The sequence below is a fragment of the Clostridium sediminicola genome (genome assembly GCF_050402865.1).
Lineage (GTDB): Bacteria > Bacillota > Clostridia > Clostridiales > Clostridiaceae > Clostridium_AF > Clostridium_AF sediminicola.
The window spans coordinates 20,266-40,170 of record NZ_BAABMF010000026.1; the positions used below are offsets into that span (position 1 = coordinate 20,266).

At 30.0% G+C, this 19,905-nt stretch carries 15 protein-coding genes; 3 read left to right on the forward strand and 12 right to left on the reverse strand.

Annotated elements, in window-relative coordinates:
* Nucleotides 1-18 precede the first annotated feature (18 nt).
* From ACQ3F0_RS24105 to ACQ3F0_RS24125, 5 genes are all read right to left on the reverse strand, one after another.
* The gene (locus ACQ3F0_RS24105; protein ID WP_428868351.1) at nucleotides 19-1,380 is read right to left on the reverse strand and encodes an MATE family efflux transporter; all 1,362 of its coding nucleotides are present in this window, start codon (nucleotides 1,378-1,380) and stop codon (nucleotides 19-21) included.
* 159 nt (nucleotides 1,381-1,539) lie between these two features.
* Nucleotides 1,540-2,928, reverse strand: coding sequence for a carbon starvation CstA family protein (locus ACQ3F0_RS24110; RefSeq protein ID WP_428868352.1), 1,389 nt, complete (start codon nucleotides 2,926-2,928; stop codon nucleotides 1,540-1,542).
* 122 nt (nucleotides 2,929-3,050) lie between these two features.
* Entirely contained in the window at nucleotides 3,051-3,782 is a 732-nt protein-coding gene (locus tag ACQ3F0_RS24115) for a LytR/AlgR family response regulator transcription factor (protein WP_428868353.1), read from the reverse strand.
* Complete coding sequence (locus ACQ3F0_RS24120) at nucleotides 3,779-5,458, reverse strand: LytS/YhcK type 5TM receptor domain-containing protein (protein ID WP_428868354.1); 1,680 nt, start codon at nucleotides 5,456-5,458, stop codon at nucleotides 3,779-3,781. Before ACQ3F0_RS24120 ends, ACQ3F0_RS24115 begins: the two co-directional genes overlap by 4 nt.
* Nucleotides 5,459-5,545: 87 nt before the next feature.
* Complete coding sequence (locus ACQ3F0_RS24125) at nucleotides 5,546-6,262, reverse strand: EcsC family protein (RefSeq protein ID WP_428868355.1); 717 nt, start codon at nucleotides 6,260-6,262, stop codon at nucleotides 5,546-5,548.
* 208 nt (nucleotides 6,263-6,470) lie between these two features.
* Here ACQ3F0_RS24125 and ACQ3F0_RS24130 point away from each other — a divergent pair, with 208 nt between their 5' ends.
* The 3 genes from ACQ3F0_RS24130 (at nucleotide 6,471) to ACQ3F0_RS24140 (ending at nucleotide 11,214) form a co-directional block, all read left to right on the forward strand.
* On the forward strand, nucleotides 6,471-8,510 hold the full coding sequence (locus tag ACQ3F0_RS24130; protein ID WP_428868356.1) for a sigma-54 interaction domain-containing protein: 2,040 nt from the start codon (nucleotides 6,471-6,473) through the stop codon (nucleotides 8,508-8,510).
* 222 nt (nucleotides 8,511-8,732) lie between these two features.
* Complete coding sequence (locus ACQ3F0_RS24135; protein WP_428868357.1) at nucleotides 8,733-10,019, forward strand: dicarboxylate/amino acid:cation symporter; 1,287 nt, start codon at nucleotides 8,733-8,735, stop codon at nucleotides 10,017-10,019.
* A 22-nt stretch (nucleotides 10,020-10,041) separates the two neighbouring features.
* Nucleotides 10,042-11,214 (forward strand): MalY/PatB family protein, encoded by a 1,173-nt coding sequence (locus ACQ3F0_RS24140; RefSeq protein ID WP_428868358.1) that lies wholly within the window; start codon nucleotides 10,042-10,044, stop codon nucleotides 11,212-11,214.
* A gap of 68 nt (nucleotides 11,215-11,282) precedes the next feature.
* Here the strand turns inward: ACQ3F0_RS24140 and ACQ3F0_RS24145 are convergent, their stop codons facing one another.
* From ACQ3F0_RS24145 to ACQ3F0_RS24175, 7 genes are all read right to left on the reverse strand, one after another.
* Nucleotides 11,283-14,048, reverse strand: coding sequence for a VWA domain-containing protein (locus tag ACQ3F0_RS24145; protein ID WP_428868359.1), 2,766 nt, complete (start codon nucleotides 14,046-14,048; stop codon nucleotides 11,283-11,285).
* 65 nt (nucleotides 14,049-14,113) lie between these two features.
* Complete coding sequence (locus ACQ3F0_RS24150; RefSeq protein ID WP_428868360.1) at nucleotides 14,114-15,916, reverse strand: vWA domain-containing protein; 1,803 nt, start codon at nucleotides 15,914-15,916, stop codon at nucleotides 14,114-14,116.
* The gene (locus tag ACQ3F0_RS24155) at nucleotides 15,913-16,788 is read right to left on the reverse strand and encodes a DUF58 domain-containing protein (RefSeq protein WP_428868361.1); all 876 of its coding nucleotides are present in this window, start codon (nucleotides 16,786-16,788) and stop codon (nucleotides 15,913-15,915) included. Before ACQ3F0_RS24155 ends, ACQ3F0_RS24150 begins: the two co-directional genes overlap by 4 nt.
* A 341-nt stretch (nucleotides 16,789-17,129) precedes the next feature.
* Nucleotides 17,130-18,119 carry an AAA family ATPase gene (locus tag ACQ3F0_RS24160; protein ID WP_428868362.1) on the reverse strand — a complete coding sequence of 330 codons (990 nt, stop codon included), beginning with the start codon at nucleotides 18,117-18,119 and terminating at the stop codon, nucleotides 17,130-17,132.
* Between the two features lie 105 nt (nucleotides 18,120-18,224).
* Nucleotides 18,225-18,428 (reverse strand): hypothetical protein, encoded by a 204-nt coding sequence (locus ACQ3F0_RS24165; protein ID WP_428868363.1) that lies wholly within the window; start codon nucleotides 18,426-18,428, stop codon nucleotides 18,225-18,227.
* Between the two features lie 89 nt (nucleotides 18,429-18,517).
* Nucleotides 18,518-18,643, reverse strand: coding sequence for a hypothetical protein (locus tag ACQ3F0_RS24170; protein WP_428868364.1), 126 nt, complete (start codon nucleotides 18,641-18,643; stop codon nucleotides 18,518-18,520).
* Between the two features lie 7 nt (nucleotides 18,644-18,650).
* Nucleotides 18,651-19,799 (reverse strand): hypothetical protein, encoded by a 1,149-nt coding sequence (locus ACQ3F0_RS24175; RefSeq protein ID WP_428868365.1) that lies wholly within the window; start codon nucleotides 19,797-19,799, stop codon nucleotides 18,651-18,653.
* Nucleotides 19,800-19,905: the final 106 nt, after the last annotated feature.

The window sequence follows — 19,905 nt, forward strand, 5'->3', positions numbered from 1 at the left end:
TTAAATAATAACAAATCATCAAACACTAACTTCATCATCATTCTTTATTTTCAATTTAGTCATAAATATTAAAAACAAAGTAACTAAAACAATCCCTTTTACCATGCTACTTATACTTATTGACCACCACACTCCATTTATCCCCAGCTTTTCAAAAGAAGATAAAAATAATGCCAAAGGAATTCTAAGCCCTGTAAAAATCAAACTTACTGTTGCAGGGACGTATGTCTTTCCTATCCCACTAAAACTACCATTACTAACAATCTCAATACACATAAAAACCTGAGACAACCCGATAATTTTAAGATAATTAACTCCCATTTCAACGGCTTCTCTATCCTTGATAAAAACACCAAAAATCTCCTTTGAAAAAATGATTAAAACTGCTGTTGTAAGTAGTCCATATATAAAACTTATACTAAGAGCCTTTCTGTACCCCTCTTTTATCCTAGGTAAACTACCAGCTCCATAGTTTTGTCCAATAAACACCGAGACAGCACCATGTAAACCAGCTATTGTCATGTAGGAGATTGATTCAATCTGTACACCAATCTTTTGTACTGCAATTCCTGTAGGTCCCCATGCAGATATTATCTTCGCTATAACTATTCCTATAGCAATAAAAGTAACTCTTTGTACTGTAAATGGAGCCCCTAATTTTACTGAATCAAATGCTAACTTAAAATCAAATCCCAGCTTTAATACAAAACTTTTGAAACTCTTTTTATAATTGATTAGGAAAATTACCGTTACAATAAATCTACTCACTATTGAAGCTATGGCAGCTCCCCCAACGCCCAATCCTGTGAAATCACTTACTCCAAAAATTAATATTGGGTCTAAAATAACATTGACTATAAATCCTATAGAATTAACTTTAAAAGAGAATTTACTATTCCCCAAACTATTATAAATAGTTGAAAATAATGAATTAAAATACATAAAAACTACACCTAGCATAGAAATAAAAAGATAATTTGATGCCATTTTTTTTATTCCCTCATCAGTAAAGTCAAAAAAACCTATTATTCTATATCTGAAAAAAATAATTGTAACTGAATAAACTATTGATAATATTAATGCCATAAAAAAACCATTAACAATTATCTTCTTTGTTTTTTCATAGTCTTTTGCACCAAAACTTTGTGAAACTCTTATGCTTGTTCCTGTAACAACTAAAGTAAATATAGCAAAAGCCATATTAATAAAGAAACTAGCTGTCCCTACAGCTGCGACTGCATTACTTCCTAGCTTTCCTATCCAAATCATATCTATAAGGCTATACGCAGTCTGAATAAAATTAGTTGCAATTAATGGAATTGCTAATTTTACTAGACTAGACATAGTATTCCCCTTTGTAAGATCTTTAGATCCCACCATCTTATTTTCCTCCTTAGTTACTTCAAAAATTTTGTTATCGACTTCTATTCTACAATAATTTATCTAGTCTTATCAAATATTTTTACTATTACAATAAGAAAGACCACATTGAGCTTTCTTCAATGTGGTCTTTCTTAAAGCTAATTTATTTTATCATAATTAAGCTAATGATTTTCTTGTTTTATTCATAAATACTGCAAAAGCAATTACTGCACAAGCGATTCCTACTGGAATTCCAATATTCTCACCTAAACCAAGACCTTCACCTGCAACTAAAATATATGAAGTAATTACTGCTGTCATAAATGTTGCTGGAATTGTGGCAATCCAATGATTTTTCTTGTTCTTGTATAAATATACTGCTGATGTCCACAATACTATTGTTGCTAAAGTTTGATTTGACCAAGCGAAATATCTCCAAATGATTGTAAAATCTATGAAGCATAAAGAAACACCTATTGCAAATAAAGGAATAGCTATAACAAATCTTGATTTAATCTTATCTTGTTTCATATTAAATGCATCAGCAAGAGCTAGTCTAGCACTTCTGAATGCTGTATCTCCTGATGTAATAGGCGCTGCAACTACTCCTAAAACTGCTAGTACTCCACCAACTGTACCCATAAGAGTAGTAGAAATATCATTTACAACTACTGCTGCAGATCCTGCGCCAGCTAGTCCCTCTGTTCCACCATAGAAACTCATAGCTGCTGCTGCCCAAATAAGTGCAATAATACCTTCTGCTATCATTGAACCATAAAATACTCTTCTACCTTCTTTTTCATTCTTTATACATCTAGCCATAATAGGTGATTGAGTAGCATGGAAACCACTAATAGCACCACATGCTATAGTAATAAATAAGAATGGAAATATAGATTTTTGACTTGGATGTAAGTTAGTTAATGCAATTTCAGGTATAGTATAGCCTTTGATGAAAAGACCTCCCATTATACCAACACCCATTATAAGTAATGCTGCACCAAATATAGGATAAACTTTACCTATTAGTTTATCAACTGGAAGAACTGTTGCCAATAAATAATAAACAATTATGATTCCCAAGAATATAAATTTATTAATGCCAGTCATACTTTGTAAAAGCCCTGCTGGTCCATTAATAAATACAACACCTACAAGTATTAAAAGAACTACAGAAAATATTCTCATTAAGTTTTTAGCGCCAATACCTAAATATCTTCCAACTATTTCAGCTATAGTTTCTCCACCATGTCTTACAGATAACATACCTGCAAAGTAATCATGAACTGCTCCTGCAAATATAGAACCTAAAACAATCCATAAAAATGCAATCGGTCCCCAAAGTGCTCCTGCAATAGCTCCAAATATTGGACCAAGACCTGCAATATTTAGGAATTGAATCAAAAATACTTTTTTCCAATCCATTTCTACATAGTCAACACCATCATTGATTTCTTTTGCTGGTGTAGCTCTATTTTCGTCAGCTCCAAATATTTTTTCAACCATTTTACCATAAATAAAATAACCTAAAACTAATGCTAAAATTGATAATAAAAATGATATCATATAACCAACCTCCCTTTAAGAATGATTAAATTATATCAACTTATAGGAGTTATTATATCGTTTTCAGTTCAACTATCATAAATTCAAACTGAAATGCAATATTCTTATTATAAAATACAATTTTATATCTTCAGTTTTTCTTTAAAAGCTTTAATATTGCTTCTGCTAACGGGAATTTCCTCATTGCTTCCTTCTAGTTTTATAACTAATGTATGATTGAAATATGGACTAACTTCTAATATTTTACTCAAATTCACTAAATATGATCTATGGGTTCTGAAAAATGTTTCTTTTGGCAATTTTTCCTCTAATTTTGATAATGTATCATTGAAAAAATACTTTTCCTTTAAAGTGTGAATACTAACTTCTCTTTCTTCAACTTTACAATACAAAATATCCTCTACATTTACAAAGATAATTTTTTCACCTTTCCAAATAGGAATTTTATTTAATTTTTCCCCACTTACATTAATTTGTCTTTTCACAAAATTCTTATTTCTACTTTTAACTTTCCTCAATGCTCTAAACACTCTATCGTCTTCATAAGGTTTTAGTATATAGTCAACTGCATCTTTATCAAATGCACTCATAGCATACTTATCATACGCAGTTGCAAAAATTATATCTGTTTTTAAATTAAGTTTTATAATTTCTTCAGCAAATTCCATCCCACCTAATTCTGGCATATTAATATCTAAAAAAACTAAATCAGGCTCTTCTATTTTCACGAATTCTATAGCTTCAATTGAATTGGTAAACTTTCCAACAATTTTTGCAAAGCTGGATTTAGAAATAATATACTCTAGTTCTTCTAATGACGGCCTTTCATCATCAACTAATACTACTGATATCATTGTATACCTCCATTAATAGGTATTTGAAATCTAATTGTTGTTCCTAGATTTTTAACACTATCTATAATTAATTCCTCATTATATATGGATTTTAGCCTGCTAATTACATTGCTAAGCCCCACCCCTTCAGATTTTTCAAGCTGAGAAATTTTACTACTTTCCATACCTAAGCCATCATCTTTTACAATAAATTTTATTTTATCACCTTCATTTTTTATCCCAATATAAACTTTTCCTTTTCCTCTTTTATTTCTTATTCCATGTTTAACAGCATTTTCTACTAATGGTTGAAGAATCAAAGATGGTATCATAATATTTATGTTTTCATCAATATCATATTCTATGAATAATTTATCTGGAAATCTTGCTTTTTCAATATTTAAATAAGCTTCAATATTTCTAATTTCCTTATCAATTGAAATAAATGGATCGCTATCTTTGAAACTGCTTCTTAAAAAAATGCTCAATTCCCTCAAAAGTCTTCTTGCTTCTTCTGGATTTGTTCTAGTTATAGAAATAATTGCATTTAGAGAATTAAATAAAAAATGAGGCTTGATTTGAGCTCTAAGAGCTTTTAATTCTGCTTGTTTCCTAAGTTTTTTTTGTTTTTCTATATTACCTAAATCAAGTCCCGTTGAAAATAAAATCCCCAATCCTTTAACCAACTCAATATCGGACTTTGATATAAAGTTTTCTCTATCTTTATATATTTTCAATGCACCAATAACATTTTCATTCATTTTTAGAGGGGCTACAATTACAGATTTTAATGGACATATAGAGTTTCCACATCCTATTTCAGCTTTATTAATAGCATATTGTACCATACCAGTTTCAATAGACTTTTTTGTTATATCAGTCCATATTTCTCCCCCAACTTTATGATGATCAGAACCTAGTCCTACATGTGCTAAAACCTTACTCTTATCTGTAATAGAAACAGCATCATACTTAGTTATCTTTCTTATTATAGAGCAAGCTTTTTCAGCTGATTCTTCATCTAATCCTCTTCTAAATAGAGGTAATGTGTGATTAGCAATTTTCAATGAAACTTGTGCCTTCAATGCCGCTGCATTCTCATTTTCTTCATAAATTTGCTGAATAAACAATAAAAATAATCCTATACCTAATGCATTTAAAAATGTCATTGGTATAAAAATAATTTTAACTAACTTTAATGCTTGGTCATAAGGTTTTGCAATAAGTAATATAATTGCCATTTGAATAATTTCCACAAGCAACCCTACTATTATCCCATATATCCATTTCCTGTTTTTTTTATCTATATAGCTCTTTGCATATCCTCCAATTAATCCACCAATTACTGTAGATATCCCGCATGATATAGCAGTCAAATCTCCACCCTTAGTAAAAAAAGCTCTATGAACTCCAGCTATCAAACCAGAAATAGTACCAACCAAAGGTCCTCCAAGAAGTCCAGACAAAACAACAGGTATTGTCCTTGAGTTTGCAATACCACCTGAAACCGGTGTTCCAAGTAAAGTCATCAAAATACCAAGTACTCCCCAAAGCAAGGCAAAGAAAAGATTTTCTCCAAAAGTGGACTTAACTTTAAGAACATAATTTTTGAAGAAAATAGACTTTGATATAAAGAATGCAAACATAATAATTAGTCCTAATCTTTCAAGTAAATTAATCGATAAAATCCATATCAAAAAATTACCCCCTTTTTATTTGCATTTAATCATAAGTTTATATATACTATTGTTCCTAACAGAATTAAAACAATACTTTTACTCACTTTATAGATCAATTCGCATCCTATACGCATTCATAGCAGTTTCACCTAGTTTTTCTACTAATCTATAGTTTGCATAAGCACCAAATGCGGCTCCAATAACTGGAACCATTTGAAGCATTTTTGCTATATCCATATAATCCCTATATTCCTGCTGAAAACTTCTCCAATCAAAAACATTAATATCTAAAGGAAGGCTTTTAGCATATTTATCCCACTCTAGTACTTTTTTATATACTTCTGATCTTTTTTTCTGACTTGAAAATGCTAATTGAAAGATATGCAAAATAAATAGTCTTTCTCTATAATCTCTTACATCAAAACCGTAAAAACTAGCTGCATCAAATAAAAATTTCATCTTCAAGCTAAGTAGAATAGGAAAATCCGCCATGCCTAACACAATCCCACCTACTCCCGTACCAGCTCCACTTACAGTAGCAGTTTTCTTATAAAAATCCAGCTTTTCTCTTACTAAATCTTCTCGTTTTTTAAATGTCATATTTTTTAATTCAGGAGTTGAAGTAAATTCCGATCCAACTAGCACAGCCTTTACCATATTCTTAATTGCAGCAGTAACTATCTTGTGAATATTTTCAGGAACTAAATTATTAAACTTTTTTTGAGTACCTGTTGTAAAAGTATTTATTATTGAAGGCTTCTTGCTCATTTTTTTCTTCCAAATCATAAGCTCTTTTTTACATTGTTTATTATAATCGTCCACTTGATTTCTCCTTAAGTAATTTAATTCTAATATTAATTATACTATTCACCACACATTTTATCCAACATCTTTATTTAATAATATTTTAATAACCTTTTATCATCACGTGATTTGACTAAATTTTTTATATTGTCATAATAATCTTTGAATTGTATAATTAATTTAGAAATTTCTAAAATTAAAAATTTCATTTATTGAGGAGGAAATTATGAGAAAAAGACTTGGAATTGTTACCTCAAGTAAAGACGTTGGTATTGCCTATAAAAATCAGTTATTTAAAGTATTTGATGATACCATTGATATTTTTACATATTCCTTTGAAACAAATAATGTTCAGAGCATAACAAATGTGGATGCAATTCTTATTAGTACATATTCCCAATATGAAGTATTAAAAAAATACATAGATGATAATGTAGAAGTTATTATTTCAAAATTAACTCTTTCAAAAAAAGGCTTTGATATGCTTAAAGAGAGTAAAATTGATAAAACAGCAATGCTTGTAAATCAAAATTTTGAAATGTGTATAGAAACTATTGCTACCTTATACCAATTAGGCTTCGATGAATATGAACTAATCCCAATGTTTCCAAATATTGATGAGATACCTCCTTTAAAAACAGCTATTACTACTGGTGAAAGCAATTATATCCCAGAAGGGGTCGAAAAAATACTAGATTTAGGTCATAGAGTTATTGATAAAAATACTATTGTAGATATTGCTATAGGCCTTAATCTTGAAGAAGTTCTTACTGAAAAAAGAATGTCAGATTACTTCGAAAGTATTGTTTCATATTATAAAGGTGTTGAATTCCTCATAAGTAGATCAAAAACCCTAAAAAATCAATTCAATACTCTATTATCAATAATGGAAAAAGGTGTAATTGGTGTCAATGAGAATTGTATAATTGAAAGTTTCAATGAAAATGCCAGAAAAATAATAGGCAAAAATACTAGATACGTTGGAACAAATGTTAATAAAGTATTACCTGAACTTGGTTTTGAGGAATTTTTTAAGACTAAAAAGCCTATACTTAATAAACTTGTTGAGATAAATGGAAATAACATAACATTGTCCATTTTCCCAGTATCTGAACTAAGTGCAAATAAAAAGGTAGAAGTAAATGACGGTGCCTATGCAATAATCGAAAGTTTTGAATCTCAAGAAAACACTCAAAATATGTTAAGATTACAACTAGCTAACAAGGGCCATGTTGCAAAATATAGTGTTGATAATATTATGGGGAAAAGTTCTGCCATTGAAGAAGTAAAAAAATTAGTTTATCGAATGGGAAATTCTAAATCTGCAGTACTTATAACAGGAGAAAGCGGAACCGGTAAAGAATTAGTAGCTCAAGCTATTCATAATGCATCACCTATTAGGGATAAGCAATTTGTAGCAATTAACTGCGCTGCAATATCATCAAACTTACTTGAAAGTGAACTATTCGGATATGAAAGCGGTGCTTTTACGGGAGCTTTAAAAGGTGGAAAGATTGGTATATTTGAATTAGCTCATAATGGAACTCTCTTTTTAGATGAAATTGGTGAAATGCCTCTTGAATTACAAGTAAGATTACTTAGGGTTATTCAAGAAAAAGAAGTAATGCGTGTAGGTGGTAACAAAGTAATAAAAGTTAATGTTAGAATTGTTGCTGCTACTAATAGAAATTTATTCGAACAAGTTGAAAAAGGCCTATTTAGAAAAGATTTATACTATAGATTAAATGTTCTTCCTATCAACATCCCTGCTCTTAGAGAAAGAGTTGAAGATATAAGCATACTATTTGAATATTTTAAAAAACAGAATAATTTTGATTTTCAAATTTCAAATGATGTTATGAATTTTTTAGAGAGTTATAACTGGCATGGTAATATTCGCGAACTCCGAAATTGTGTTGAATACTTTGATAATATAGGCACGGATTTAATAACATTAGATCATCTTCCATTTCACATGAAGGAATATTCTAAAGTTAGTAGTCCAAAAAACTTATCTGAAACAATTTCAGACTTAAATAAAAATGAAACTTTTGTTTTGAAGCTTTTCTACGATGCTTTTAAGGATAGAGTCAAACTCGGAAGACGTAGTATATCTAAAAAAGCATTTGATAACAATATGCATTTGAGTGAATATGACGTTAGAAGAATTTTAAATGATCTTAAGAGCTATGGTTATATTAATGTCGAAACTGGTCGTGGTGGAAGTACCATTTCAAAAGAAGGTATAAAACTTATGGAACCATAGCAATAATCATTGGGTTAACGGGAGCACAAATCTCCCGTTAACCCCTTTTTTATCGCCTTTTTAATTATAAGAGTGAAAACGTTTTATGCTTTTGGAAACAAAAATGAGTATTTTAAAAGCTTTACGAGCATTTTTTAAAAGTTGGCATTATTTTTGCTTTATACAATGTCCAGGAGGTTGAAAAGTATAAACAAAACGAAAAATAATTTAGGAGGTATTTTTATGTCAGTTAAAATTTCAAAAAAATCTGTATTGCTATCTTACAAATCATTAATACTTTTATTAACAGGAATTATCGCAGGTTGTATTATAGGATTAGTATTTGGAGAAAAGGCAAGTGTATTAAAGCCATTCGGTCAAATATTTTTAAATCTGATGTTTACAGCAGTTGTACCACTAGTATTTTTTAGTTTAGCAAGCTCAATAGCTAAAATGTCTAACATGAAAAGACTTAGCAAAATTCTTAGTAATACTTTATTAGTTTTCTTTGTAACTGGAATAATAGCATCAATTTTTATTATCACTGTTGTTACCATTGTACCACCTGCTGCAGGTGTAAATATTGAAATGGGGACATATGTACAAGATAGTCAAATGAACCTATTAGACCAAGTTGTCAAAGCTCTTACAGTAAGTGATTTCAACCTAATTTTATCTAAAGGTGCAATGTTACCACTTATTATATTTGCTATAACATTTGGATACTGTGTAAGTTATGTTACTAAAACTAGAGGACTAAAAACGAATCCTTTAGTAGATGTATTAGATATCTGTGCTGAAGCTTTCATGAAGATGATAAATATTATTATGCTATATGCTCCCATCGGTTTAGGTGCATACTTCGCAGCATTAATTGGAACTTATGGGTCTGAATTACTAGGTGCTTATACAAGGGCTGTTGTAATGTTCTTCCCAATTTGTATTGTATACTTCTTAGTTTGTTTTACACTTTATGCATACTATGCAGGCGGAGTTAAAGGAATTAAATTATTCTACCAAAACATTTTCCCTGCACTTATTACTTCTTTAGCTACTCAAAGTTCAGTTGCAACATTACCTACAAACCTAAATGGTACAAAAAAAATGGGAGTACCTGAAGATATTAGTAACATAGTATTACCTCTTGGAGCTACTATACATATGGATGGTACAGCTCTTACTACACTTATGAAAATTGCATTTTTATTTGGAATATTTGACATGAAATTTGTAGGCCTTGGAGTTTGGAGCACTGCTATTGCCATCTCTGTTATGAGTGGTGTTGTTATGAGTGGTATTCCTGGTGGTGGAATGATGGGGTCTTTGATTATAGTAGGATTCTATGGCTTCAATCCTGATGTTATTCCAATAATTGTTACTATCGGTCTATTAACAGACGCAATCGCTACTATGATTAATGCTACTGGTGATGCTGTTGCATCAATGATGGTTTCAAGAAGAGTTGAGGGCAAAGATTGGATAGATAAAGAATATAATGATGAAGTTATTGAGGTAGAAGCTGCTCTTTAAGCAAGCTTCGGATGGAGGACTTATGTATAATTTTGACACTTTAGTAGATAGAAATAACACAAGCTCTGTTAAATACGAAGAGATGGACTTAAAATTTGGAAGTAATGATTTAATACCCTTTTGGGTAGCAGATATGGATTTAAAATGTCCTGATTTTATGATTGATTCTTTAGTTAATAGAGCTAGACATGGTGTATTTGGATACACAAAAAGAATGCCTGAGTTTTATAATTCTATAATAGGATGGTTAAAAAACAGACATGATGTAGATGTAAAAAGAGAAGAAATTGAATATGGACCCGGTGTTGTCTTTTTATTAAATATGATGATCCGTGAATTTACAAAATCAAATGATAAAATCATTATGCAATCTCCTGTTTACTATCCTTTTAAAAGCATTATTGAAGGAAACAAAAGAGTAGTCAGTGACAATACATTAAAATTTGAAGATGGTAAATATCTTATAGACTTCGAAGATTTAGAAAATAAAGCTAAAGATCCTGATTGTACAATGATGATTCTTTGTAGTCCACACAACCCAGTGGGTAGAGTTTGGACTAAGGATGAATTAACTAGGCTTGCTGATATTTGTCTAGACAATAATGTATTACTTGTTTCTGATGAAATCCACTTTGATCTGGTATACAAAGGATATAAGCATTGTTCTATGGCAGATTTAGATGATAAATATAGCGATAATACTATTACTTGTACTGCTCCAAGTAAAACTTTCAATATTGCAGGACTTCATACAGCTTTCTGTATTATAAAAAACAAAAAGTTAATGGATGCATATAAAAGTGCACTAGGTTTAATAGATTTAAATCGTTCAAATGCATTTAGTAGAGAAATAACTCAAACTGTTTATGAAAAAGGCGCTGATTATGTTGATGAGTTAGTGGAATATTTAGAAGGTAATATGAACTATGTTTACGATTTTATAAATGAAAACATAGCTGGAATAATTCCTTATAAAATGGAAGCAACATATTTAATGTGGTTAGACTGCAAAGGCCTTGGTCTTGACTCAAAAGACATAGATAATCTGTTCTTCAAAAAAGCTAAAATTGCACTAGATAGTGGTCATTGGTTTGGAGAGACTGGTACTGGATTTATGAGAATTAATATAGCATGTCCAAGAGCACTATTAGAAGAAGGCTTAAATAGACTTAAAGATGCAGTTGATAGCCTTTAAAGAGTCATTAGAGAATTGAAAATATAAAAAATAATACCACTAATTTACTTGTGGTATTATTTTTATATTTATTTCTTTTTCTTACTATTCAATAAAGCTGAAGTATTCAATAATTCTTTTTTCTCTTCTTTCTTTTTCACTTTACTCTTAGATTCTTTTATTTCTTTAGTTTCTTCCATCTCTTTGCTTTCTTCATTTTTTTTATTTGTAGTCTCAAAGGATTTATTTTTAACTATTTTTTCTTTCTTATTATTTTTAGAAACTTTGTTTTCAGTATTAGCTAGTTTTATAGTATTTAACTTTTCTTGGAGTTTTCCTAAAGGAAGATTTAATCTTCTAAAAGCAATATCTAATATAAACAATAATATTGCTAATATTAATAATATATAAGTTAAATCTCGACGTCCTTGAACTCCTTTTATGTCTCCTTGGAATACTTCTTGTGGGTTATCTATAAAATTCCCATCTACTCCCTGAACCAAGTCCTCTAAAACTTTAGAAGTTTTTGTAATTTTATATTCCGGAGAATATGGTAAATTAACTCCCCCAGTTGCCGCATTTACAATTTCGCCCACATCTTTTTGAATTCCTTTTAGTATGTAGACTCCTGTATTATCTAAATTAAATTCTCCGGTATACTCTCCAGGAGTTGAAGGGTATAATTTAACTTTTTTCTTTTCCATAGAAGGAGTTAGAATTTCAACTTCTGTATCTAATACTTTATCCATTTCTTCTGTTTTGAAGTTAATTTTAGCACTAGTTCCTTCAATATTTACTTCCATTGATACATTACTATCTTCATAATTGTCTATAGTCCAATTAATTATATTTTGCCATAATTTAAGATTATTTTCCCATCCAATATAGTTTGAACTCCACTTCCCATTCATATCAGAATTCCATGCTACAGTTTTTCCCAGTCCATATCTCCACATTGATAGAATAGGATCTTCCTCACTGCTTTTTAGAACTACCTTTGCAGTGTTCTTTGGTGATGCACCAATATATCCCATAAGATTTGGCAGACCGTTATCTGCTGCTCCTGATAAGACAGAATGAAAACTCTCAATTACAGGTGTAAACTCTTCATTATTAAGATATGTTCTTGAAGCCATAAAGGTTTCCTTAGCAAATATTCTAGGTATGTTTCCACCTTCATCTGTGTAATAATATCTTCCCTTACCGGTCTCTGCAATATTTTCAAGAAGTAATATATCAGAATCTCTACCTACAGCTACAGTAGAAATTGTTATACCTTCTTTATTCATTTGATCAATAAGTTCATCATATCCACTTCGTTCAGCTTGACCATCCGTTAAAAGAATTATATGCTTAATCTTAGCATTACTCTTTTTTAACGATTCATACGCTTCTTCAAGAGCTGGTAAAATACTTGTACCTCCACCCTCTCTAATAGTCCCAATATCATTCCTTAAACTTTCTTTATCTTTTATTTTTTGACGTTCCACAACCCAATACTGGCTATCATCAAAAGTCAATACCCCAATTTCATCCTTATCTCTTAATGCATCTAAAGTTCTTGCCGCAGCTTCTTTTGCAAGAGCTAGCTTACTCCCTGACATACTTCCTGATTTATCAATTACTAAGTTAAGAGCCATACTTGGTATTTCTTTTCTTCCTCTTAAGTCCATATATACTGGAAGTATAGTTTCCAGCGGAGTTTTATAGTATCCTCCAAGTGCAAAGGAATTATCACCGCCAATAGCAACAAAACCTCCTCCTAAATCTTTAACATAAGGTTCTAAAAGATTTAAGAATTTATCATTTAAATTTTCCGCAGATACATTACATGTAATTATACTTTTATATTTTGATAAATTTTCTATAGTACTAGGAGCACTACCGCTTTTATGTAAATCGTACTCTATTCCTGAAGCTTTTAACATCTTTATTATCTCATCAGCTTCTCCTTCTTTATCTTGTATAACTAGTATTCTAGGCTTATCATTAACATTAGTAAAAGCTGACACAGAATTATTTTTAACTGTACTATCTGTATCTGGATCTATTCTTACTTCATAACTTTTAAATCCGCTAACACTAGCGCTATCTTTAAATACAAACTTATTTTCTCCTTTATTTAGTTTAATTCTATCAGTTAACTTTTTTTCATTTCCACTAAATAAACTTATATTAGCTTCAGTATTAACAGTGCTATTTATATTAACAACAACATTAAATTCTTGGCCTATACGTAAATTTTGTGGAACATCTATGCCTTCTACTGAAACTTCTTCCCCTAAATTCTTTTCCAATTTCTTAACCTTAAAATCAATTCCTTGTTCTATTAACAGAGGAGCAATATTTTGAACATTTCCCTCGTTTTCTTCTCCATCACTAATAAGAACTATTCTCTTCTTAGTATTTTCCGGTATTATAGATAAGACTGAACTTAAAGCATTCTCAAAATTAGTATTTATCCCTTTTGGCTCTGTTTCAATGTCCGAAAAAGAAATGTTTTTGGAAACGAAGCTATCAACCAAGGCGTTTTCACCAAATGCAATAACTCCTATGCTATCTCCAGAATTTTTATATTTTATTGATTCTCTAATAAAACTGTCAACTTCATTCTTTTCGCTTTTTAAACTATCAGATAAATCAGCTAGAAAAATAGTAGTTGTGTCTCTTGCCCTCCATACGATTCCTACACCACTTAGTGCAAGTATCAAAAATGTAATTATAGTGCCTCTAAGAAAAAGCATTATCCTCTTTCTAAATCTATTAATTTTTAAATCTCTAGCCATAATAAAAATCAAAATTAACCCTAGAGGGATAAATGTTAATATCCATACCCTAGAAAATTCAAACCTCAAAACTATCACTCCCTTTTTTGAGTTGACAGTCACCTGTCAACTAATAGATAAACCTACGCAGTAATTTATCTATTTATATATACCCGCCATTCAATCAGTAAAATAAATAACGCAAGTAAAATTAGTATTGGTTGAATACTTAAACCTATCTTACTTATACTTTTTAAATCAATAGCATTGCTTTTCTTTTTTTCTATCTCAACATTAATATTTGATTCACTTTCACTTGGAAAATTAACTGAAAATAAATTCTCATAATTCTCCTCATCATTACTTTGAATCAAACTATATATTCCAGGTTTAGATGTTGAAGAGAAAGGTTTAATTGGGTATACTGTATCTAAATTTTCTTTCTTTCCTTCAGGTTTATTTATATATAGTTTCTTTATATCTTCAATAGGATTAATTTTCACTTCCTCACCACAATTATAATTAATTCTATCACTAAAAGAGCTTCCTAAAAATTCTTTAACTATATTATTCATAAAAATTGGAAATTCAGCACTTAAGGGAAAATCGCTATTGTGCAAATCAAAAGTCAGTACTCCTATTTTTTTCCCTTTATATTCACCTGCAAAAGCAACTGTATAACCTTTTACACTAAAAATTTCCTGTGCCCAATATGGCAATTTAACATCTTTCATTTTTGAAACAGAAAAGTTTGCTTTATGAATATATTCTGATATTCTATGATCTTTAATTTCAACCTTTCCGCCCTCTAATTCTTTACCAATTTTAAACAATCCAATATCTTTATCTGGATTTATAATTAATAAACTCCCTTGCTCTGGTAATTTTTCTGGAAGCTTACCATCAAAAATATATAAATCATAATTTTCATCGATATTGTTGATATCTGATGTTTTATATAATTCTACATTATTTATTGGCGAAATAGCTTTTTCGATAAACAAATTTTTATCTGTTACAAGTATTACTTTTTTAGTTTCAGGCTGCTCTATCACATAATATATTTTGTTATCCTCGATAAGAGAGTCCTTTTCGGTTATTTCAGCATAGACCCACTTTTTATTTTCATTTTCAATATTGAAAAATATAGTTTTTGTTTCACCTGCTTTTATATCAATAGTATTTATATCTAGTAAAGTATTTTCGCTATCATACAAGGAAACCTCTCTCTCTAAATCAATTTCACTTCTATTTGTCAACCTTACAAGAATTTTAATAATACCTTCATTTACATTAGAAGAAATATGATCAAGACTCACGTTATCACCTTTCGATGATAAACTAATTAATTCTCCATTAATATCTTTCAGTTCTACATCACTATCACTATAAAATACGGCTTTATAATTATCATATTGCTTTGCTATAGATTTTACTAAAGATAAGCTTTCATTTATATTACCTGTAGCATTTTTAGCTTCAATATTATCTACTATTCTTAAAACTTCACTTTTATTAGATGAATTAGATATAAGTATATTGGGCTCAGATTCCATAGATATAACCGAAATGGCACTTCCTTTTGGAGATGATTTTATTAATGATATTGCTTTTTCCTTCGCTTCATCTAGTCTTGTATTATTTTCATATAAAGCACTCATACTACCGCTATTATCTATTACAACAATCAAATTATTCATACCAGTACCATTATAATTTATAAATGGATTTGCTGCTGCAAAAATTAATAATATAATTATCAATATTTGAAGTAACAATAATAAATTTTTCTTCAATTTTTGCCATGGAGTATTTACTTCTACATCCTTAAGAACAATGTCCCAAAGGTATAAACTCGACACTTTTTCTTCATTAAATTTTTGCTTTAAAATATACATTAATACTACAAGTGGAATGAGAAGTAAAAACCAAAGTGTACTACTAGTTAATAAAGTCATCGAATCACATCCAATTTAACCAAGTTTTCAAATACTACTTTTTCTAATTCTTCCTCTGAAGAAATCAATAAATAAGAAGCTCCTACTTTTTTTGAAAACTCTTTTATATTATTTATAAACTTGTTTAAGTGTGCATGATAATTCTTAATTAATTGAGAAGTTATTACTACATCCTTTGCTTCATTTGTTTCAGCATCTATTAACCTAACTTGCCCCTGAAGCTCAGGACTTAACTCTTCTCCAGATAATATATGTATTATAATCACTTCTTGCTTTTTGTATATCAAGTATTTAATTAATTCTTCCAATTTTCCTTTTGTAAAGAAATCTGAGATAACAATTGAAACTCCTCTAGTGTTTAGATTTTTCTTTTTTATTGAAGCTTCAATATTTGTTGCTCCTTTGAAATTTATATTTTCCAAGTATTCAATGCATCTATTAAAAGTATTTCTACCCATATAAGTTGTGGAACTTTGAAGATTAGAATTACTTAAATCATTTATACAAACTCTATCTAAATTATTCAAAGAAAGATAACTTAAAACAGCTGAAATTTTCAATGCCATAGTGCTTTTCTTAGCTTCACCATAATCCATAGATTTACTACTATCAATAAATATATTTACAAAAGCTTCTCTTTCTTCCATAAAAAGTTTAATAAAAAGTTTGTCAAATCTTCCATAAGCATTCCAATCAATCCTTCTAAAATCATCTCCCATAGTATATTCTCTGAAATCCGAGAATTCTACAGAGCTTCCCTTAGCTTTTGATTTTCTTCCTCCAGCTGCTCCCTCTTTCATTAACATTCTTACATTCAATGATATATTTTCGAGCTTCTTAAAAAAATCACTATCAAATATTTTATCCTGCAAATTACACACCCCGATATTTTGATCTTATAATTAGTTATTTATAGTTTTAAATAATACCATTTTAAAAATGAACTTCACACTAGAAATAGATTACTAAGTAGTTGACGATTGACAGTTTTCAGTAAAGTACACCCTTTTTTAGTTGACAGTTCACAGTCACCTTTCGTTGATACGAAAGCTTTTAATTATATAAAAGCTTTAAGTGATTACTTTTGTGTTAGCAAAGCCAACAAAGGTTTAATTAAAGATTTTCTGCAAGAAAATCAACCTTTACTGTAGACTGTCAACTATAAATTGCGAAGCGCCTCTCTTCGCAATTTATAATTACCATGATTAATTAATCAACTAGATTTTGAAACAGATGCTAGTATTTCCGATATTATATCATCTGCACTTACCTTATCTGCCACTGCATCAAAGTTTAAAAAGAATCTATGACGTAGTGCAGGATATGCTACATACTCTATATCTTCAAAAGATACATTATATCTTCCTTCCATTAATGCTCTTACTTTAGCTGTAGAAATTATTGCTTGAGCTCCTCTAGGACTTGCTCCAAAACGTATATATTTTTTAGTTACTTCAGGCGAATCTTCTTTCTCTGGATGAGTAGCTAGTAGAACTTTCAATGCAAATTCTTGAACAGGCTTTGCAATAGGTATTTCTCTTACAAGATTTCTCATCTTCAAAATCTTTTCTCCATCCATTATCTTATTTATTTCGTTATTAATGTTCATTACTGTAAGATTCACTATTTCATTTAATTCTTCAAATTCTGGAAATTTAACGTGAAGTTTAAATAGAAATCTATCTAGTTGTGCTTCTGGTAATGGATATGTACCTTCCATCTCAAGAGGATTTTGGGTAGCTAAAACCATAAATGGTTGTGGTAATTCATAAGTTTCCCTACCTACAGTAACAGTTTGTTCCTGCATAGCCTCAAGTAATGCAGACTGAGTTTTTGGAGTTGCTCTATTTATCTCATCTGCCAATACTAAATTAGCAAATATAGGCCCTTTTTCATATTGAAATTTACTTTCACCCATTTCTCCTTTAACTATTATATTAGTTCCAACTACATCTGCCGGCATCAAGTCAGGAGTAAATTGTATTCTTGAAAATTCTAAATCTAAAACCTTAGACAAAGTTTTTATTAATTGGGTTTTTCCTAATCCAGGAACCCCTTCAAGAAGCATATTCCCTCCAGCTAAAATTCCAATTAAAACTTGCCTTATTATATCCTTTTGACCTATTATTCCTTTACCTATTTCTTCTTCTACTTTTTGTATATCATTTGCAAAATCTAATATATCTTTTTCTTGAATTTCCATTTTACCAACTCCCCTAAAATTGCGAATTAATTTATTATACTCTTATTAAGGAAAACATTTATGTTTTCCATCCTTTAGTTAATAAAGAAAAGTATATATGCTTTTCTATTCCTCTAATGATGAAAAATAACTTTTAACAACATCTTTCATTGACTCTGGTATAACTGAATTTTCCATATTCTCATATGCTTTATTCTTATATTCTCCAACCACCTGGTTATACGGTACAGAGTTACCTTTTATGCCGATCCCTTTTTCAGTGATAATTTGTTCAGAAGCTCCATTATCATTCTTTTGACCGTTCAACATAGATGTTTCACCTTCTCCTCCTAATGTTTTAGGAGTGAATATTTTTTCATAATCATTAACATTTTTACCGCTATTTCCATCTTTCTTACTTAAACCGCTGTTATTACTTTGTGTCCCTTCTGGTGACTGTTCTTGTCCCTTATCAGAACCACTTCCTGCTCCTGTGCCAGCTCCACCAGTTCCTTGTCCTTGGCCTTGTCCTTGGCCTTGCCCATTACCACTTCATCCACCAGTCCCTTGCTTGTTTCCACTATTTGAATTAGTAGCACATTTTTCTGCTGTTTTATCAAGTGATTGTTGTATATCTTCCATAGCTTTTGCAAATTCCTGATTCTCCATAAGCTGAGATAGAGTACTAGACATTTCATTCATAGCTTCTGAAGAAGTTGATATATTCCCTTTTGCTAAATTAGAAGCTAACTCTCCAAAAGCTTTGGCAAGATTAGGGTTATTTTTTAATTCTTGTGCCAATTTACTTAATCCTTTTGATAGTTTTTCTATTTCTTCTGGAGAGGCATTTTTTAAACTTTCAGCAACTTCATCCATTTTCTTTAATAATTCTTCTTTATTTCCATCCTTTATTAGCTTTCCAAGCTCCTTTGTTATTTCATTTTTCATAAAAGTATCCGCTACTTTTTCTAAATCATCATCTAAATATTTCTTTTTCATAAGTTCTAGTTTCTTACTACTTTTTTGAATAGCTTTGTTTATTTCTTCATTATTTTTTGCTTCACTAAGTTCTTTCTTTAACTTTTTTAAGTTGTTATTAGCATCTAATTTCATCCAATCAGAAATTTTTTCATTTTTTTCTATCTTCTTTTGAACCTTTTCTACATCTTTTACTGCATCTTTTTTGACTATCTTTATTTCATGTTTTTTTTGTGCTATTTCTTTCATAGGATTAGGCAAGTAGAATAAACCCGTTAGCAAACATCCTAGAATTAAAAACGATATAATACTCTTTTTATTAGGTACAAAAGATAATTCTTTTTTATAATCCAATTTTTGAAGATAATCTAAAGCATCTTTCTTCTGCAATTGAGCTATAACACTACTATCCCCTTCTAATTCAAGGGAAGTTACAACTCTCTCTTTCAACCCAAGAGCATCAGTTTTTAAAGCTGTTGTTATATCTTTTGGAGTTTTTATCAAAGCCCATATCAAGCTTAACAGTGTACTTATAACTAGAATAATAATAGTGATTTTATAAGGTTTATATATAGGTACAAATCTTGATAATATTTCAATTACCATCCCCATTAACATACCAATTACAAGAAATTTTAATAGATATCTAATCCATTGTACCAGAAATAATCTTTTCTTTATTTTATTGATAATTATTCTAATTTGTTGGTCTATGTTTTTCAAATAAACACCACCTTTTTTGTAAATTGCGAACAAGTTGGAAATTTATAGTGACAAGTTATAAGTGACAAGTTGTGGATACCTTTTGCATAGCAAAAACTCATCGTTT